The organism is Pseudoalteromonas sp. APC 3694, assembly GCF_030407565.1.
GTDB classification, from domain to species: domain Bacteria; phylum Pseudomonadota; class Gammaproteobacteria; order Enterobacterales; family Alteromonadaceae; genus Pseudoalteromonas; species Pseudoalteromonas tetraodonis.
Genome location: NZ_JASDDE010000142.1, coordinates 1 through 601 on the forward strand (window position 1 = coordinate 1; position 601 = coordinate 601).

A 601-nucleotide genomic window follows, 5' to 3' on the forward strand; every position below is an offset into this window, starting at 1 on the left:
TAAATTGCCCCTAGTTTGAACAAATATTAATCCGCAAAGGTCAACAGACCCTAGTGTTCATAAACAACTATTTAAAGCGGCTCTCGATTTATAACAGTCCTTGGTATAGACTCATTTAAGACAATAACAAAGAGTGACTGGAATATGCGATTAGATGACGACATACACAATTTTTACGAAAAACTCGTTTTAGAAGAAATAGAAAAACGTAAACTTAATGAACGTTACAACGACGATGTAATGGCTGACTTTTGCTGTACCGTACTCAATCAATTACCCCCACGTTATATTCGATACGATGTAGATATGGCATTTTATTTAACTCAAACAGATCGTTTAGATATGCAGCAACGCGTTGAACTTGCTATTAATTTTGCGATTGATCAGATTGCTAAAAAGAAAGATATTAATGAGTAACCCGCTAGAAGACGCCCCTACACACATAAAACTTGCTGTGGATTTAATTATGATATTAGAGCAACACGACGTAGAGCCCGAAGAAGTATTAAAAGCGCTCGATATCGTAAAAAGTGACTTTGAGAAAAAGCTAGTTAACCTGAACTCTGGTTAAGAGATTTACTAACGTATTGAATCAAAAAAT

At 35.1% G+C, this 601-nt stretch carries 2 protein-coding genes; both read left to right on the plus strand.

Annotation, left to right across the window (positions count from 1 at the left end; translation table 11 throughout):
- Positions 1-144 precede the first annotated feature (144 nt).
- A complete protein-coding gene (locus QMA00_RS18900) occupies positions 145-417 on the plus strand; it encodes a late competence development ComFB family protein (RefSeq protein WP_013465384.1) in 273 nt (90 codons plus the stop codon).
- Positions 410-571 carry a YbaM family protein gene (locus tag QMA00_RS18905; RefSeq protein WP_076922234.1) on the plus strand — a complete coding sequence of 54 codons (162 nt, stop codon included), beginning with the start codon at positions 410-412 and terminating at the stop codon, positions 569-571. The genes QMA00_RS18900 and QMA00_RS18905 overlap by 8 nt, the downstream gene beginning before the upstream one ends.
- The last annotated feature ends 30 nt before the right edge of the window (positions 572-601 follow it).

Excerpts from the sequence above, each read along its gene's own strand:
- QMA00_RS18905 (WP_076922234.1), top strand. The coding sequence starts at position 410 with ATGAGTAACCCGCTAGAAGACGCCCCTACACACATAAAACTTGCTGTG.
- QMA00_RS18900 (WP_013465384.1), top strand. The coding sequence starts at position 145 with ATGCGATTAGATGACGACATACACAATTTTTACGAAAAACTCGTTTTA.